The organism is Rhizobium rhizogenes NBRC 13257, from assembly GCF_000696095.1.
In the GTDB taxonomy this organism is placed as follows: domain Bacteria; phylum Pseudomonadota; class Alphaproteobacteria; order Rhizobiales; family Rhizobiaceae; genus Rhizobium; species Rhizobium rhizogenes.
The window spans coordinates 1-3,852 of the sequence record NZ_BAYX01000036.1 but is presented as its reverse complement, the minus strand read 5'-3'; the positions used below and the strand labels follow the sequence as shown (position 1 = coordinate 3,852).

Here is a 3,852-nt window from a genome sequence, read left to right as displayed (position 1 = left end):
CAACCGGCAATATCGTTCTCGGCCAAGCTGGCGACCTCACCCTGAAGGCCACCTCCGGCAACGTAACCTCCAACAGCTTGATGGCGGCCGGCAGCATCACGGCCAATGCGTCGAACAATGTCAGCGCCAATGCCGTCGCCCATCGCGATCTGACGATCACCGCCGGCAATGCGATCACGCTTACCGGCCAGTCGCTTGCCAGCCGCAATGCCAATCTGTCCGCCCGGTCGATGACGATCGATACGCTGGTTTCCGGCGTCGACTTTGCTGCCACCAATGCTGCGGCCGGCGGGAGCCTGATGCTGCAGCGCTCGGGCACGATGACGCTTGCCGCCTCGAATGGCAGCATCAACGCCAATTCTCTGCTCTCAGGTGACAATCTTGCCGCCAGTGCCACGCAGAACATCGGCTATTCCAGCCTGCAGAGCCTTGGCAACACCACGCTCACCGCCCCCGGCGCCATCGCCTATACCAGCACCACCCGCGTCGGCGGTAATCTGACGCTCAACACCGGTGCGCTGGATCTGTCCGGCACCAGGGGTAGCCGGATCGCCGGCGGCGGCTCGTTGATCGTCAACGCATCATCGGCCAACCTGTCGGGCAGCAATCTCGTCTTCGGCGGCCTGGCGCTCAATCTTTCCGGCGCCGCCGATCTCTCCAACGCGCAGGTCAGCACCGTCACCAATGCCGGCGGTTCCGGCGATATCGCCATCTCGGCTGCCGGTGGTCTCACCACCAACGCCAATACCGAGTTGCTCGCCGCACATGACCTGACGCTGACCCTGCCGTCGTTCACGAATGCCGGCCAGCTCGCCGCCGGTAACGATCTCGTTTTACGCACCACAGGCGACCTGAACAACACCTCTTCCGGGCTGGTCTTCGCTCGCAATAATGCAAATCTATTCGTGGGCGGTGTCCTTACCAATGACCAGGGCGCCATCCTCGCACAGAACGATCTCTCGATCCAAGGAACTGCGGCCGGACAGCGTAATGGCGGGGTCACCAACATCTCCGGTCTCATTCAGGCCGGCCGGGATATGTCGATCCTGACGTCCAATCTGACCAACAAGCGGTCAACGACGCCGACATGGACAACCGGCGTGCTTGTATCCTCCGGCGGTGTCGTCGGCACCTTCGTGCTCAATCCCGCCGTGGCAGGTCAACCGTTCGCCTATCTGGAAACGAGCGACCAGAACATGTTCCAGCTATATCCCGGCATCGATCCGCCGGCGTGGCAGGACTATCAGCCGCTACTCTGGTCTCAGGCGACCCTCGCCGACGGCACGAGCTATCATGCCTGGACCTGGACCTCCGCGAACGGGCCGACTGAAGTCCGGCCGATCTATAATTGGATCAAGGACAGAGTGCCGAAGGATGCAAACGGCAATCCCGTTCTCGACGCGAACGATCCGTCGAGGTATTTCATCGTCGACCAGGTCATCCGCGGCGGCTCCGACACCAGCACCACCTATACCTGGGATCCGACCAGCAATCTCAGCCAGTCGATCTATGACGACCAGTTCACCAGCGCGCTCACCCCGGAAGCTGTCATCCGTGCCGGTGGCACTCTCAATATCGATGCCACCAACCTCAACAATTCTTACAGTTCGATCGAAGCCGGCGGCAATGCCACGCTGAAGGGCGGAGTGTTGAACAATGAAGGGGTCGCGCTGCGCCGCACGACCATGCTGACCTGCAATGCGCAAAGCGCCTGCACGGCTTACAATGCCGACGGCTCGGCCGATCCCTCACGCGACATCGCCAACGGCACCTCGATCGTCTCGAGTTCGCAGGTGATCGGCGGTGCGGCAGGCAACATCAAGGCCGCCGGCGCACTCACTCTCGGGTTCGGTACGATCAACAATACGTCCGCCTCCGGGTCCGTGTCGGGAGGAACCGGCGTTGCATCCCCAAGCAATCCCGGGAATCCGCTCTCGGCACTTGGCAGTATGACAGCGGGCGGCGCCCTGTTCGATGTCAACGCCACACTCGCGGGTGTAGCTGCCAACGGTGGCGCAAACGTCGGCAGCGGTCCGTCAATTGGCGGTGGTAGCCCGACGCTTGGCAGTGGTCCGGCAATCGGCGGTAATGGCCTGACAGTGGCTGGCGGCACCGTGATCGGCGGCAACGGATTGACCGCAGATGGTGGGGCTTCGATCAACAGTGGCAGTCTGACAGCCGCCGGTGGCGCCTCGGTCAATCCGAACAGCCTTATCGGCAAATTGAGCATCGCCATCGGCAATAGCGGCAATCTTGCCCAGGTTCTGCAAGTGAACGGGGCTCAACTCGCCTCGCTTGCCAAACCGCAATCGGGTGGCGTCGGCGGCACGATCCCCGGCCAAGTCTTCCTGTTGGAGACGCGCGCTGCCTTCCTCGACGTATCAACTTTCTATGGCTCGGGGTATTTTATCAACCGGGTCGGCTATACGCCGGAGACCAAGGTTCCCTTCCTCGGCGACGCCTATTTCGACAATCAGCTCGTCGATACGCAATTGCGCGAGCTGGTCGGCAATGGCCTGGGCAACGGTTCGTTCATCCCCGGCAACAACGCCACCGATCAGATGAAGACGCTGCTCGATAACGGTGTTGCCTATGCTGAGGCGCATGGCCTTGCCCTTGGCCAGGCGCTCACGCCCGAGCAGGCGGCGTCCCTCACCGAGTCCATCGTGATCTATCAGACCCAGACCATCGATGGTGCGCAAGTGTTGGTGCCGGTCGTCTATCTCTCGGCCGCGGACCGGGCGAAGATCAACAGCGCCGGCGCCATGATTGCGGGTAACACGGTCAGCGTGGACGTCGGCAGCCTCAACAATTCCGGCGCGATCGCCGCGGCCGACGGCATGACCATCAACGCCACCGACATCAAGGCCAATGGCGGCACATTCCTTGCCGGCGGCAACATGAACCTGAATGCCTCGAACGGCATCACGCTTGCGGCGCAGACGATGAACATCGGCGGCCAGTCCGTCGTTGCCTCCAGCGGAGGGGTAAATGCTGGTGGAAGCCTGAAGGTGGATGCCGGCGCCGGCAGCCTGACGCTGACTGGCTCGAACATCACCGCGGGCGGCTCGGCACAGCTCTCGGGCAACAATGTCAACCTCGCTGCGGTCAAGGTTGATAATGGTGGTCAACAGAATGCCACGGGAACCCGCATCACCACCGGCGGCAATCTTGCCATCACCGGCAACACCGACGTCAATATTATCGGCTCTTCCGCCAAATCGGGCGGCGTCCTTAGTGTCACAGCCACGAGCGGCGCAGTCAACGTCGTCTCCACGGATGTCGCCCGTCGCACCAACGATGGCTACACCAAGACCACAGGCACCGACCAGCAAGCCTCACAGCTGACAGCCGGCGGCAATCTGTTGGTCAATGGCAATACGAGCGTCCTGATCTCCGGCTCCGATCTGACCGCCAAGGGCGATGTCGGCCTGACCTCGAACGGCGACATCAACGTTACCACCTCACAGAGCCAGAGCGACTCCGTTTTCGGCAAGGGCTCCTCGTCGTCGATCACACATGGTGGATCCACGATCACCGCCGGCGGCGATATCGTCACCAAGTCGGGCGCTGACATCAACGTTATCGGCAGCACCATGACAGCTGATGGTTCGGTTGGCCTGCAGGCGAAAGACGATGTCACGATCGCCCAGGCGACCGACGCCTATACGATCGACACCGAGAGCAGCACCAAGAAGAGCGGCTTCTTCGGCTCGACCAAGGAGAACGCCTCCGGCCATCTGGAGAACACCACCGCGGCCGGCTCGTCGATCTCCGGCAAGGATGGCGTAACGATCATTTCCGGAGGCGACACCACGGTCTCGGCATCCAAGGTCACCGCCGGCGATGCCA

General features: G+C 62.1%; 1 protein-coding gene. It reads left to right on the top strand.

Translation table 11 applies throughout. The features are described 5' to 3' along the window. On the top strand, positions 1–3,852 hold a 3,852-nt coding region (locus RRH01S_RS32945), incomplete at both ends, for a beta strand repeat-containing protein (protein ID WP_042477788.1).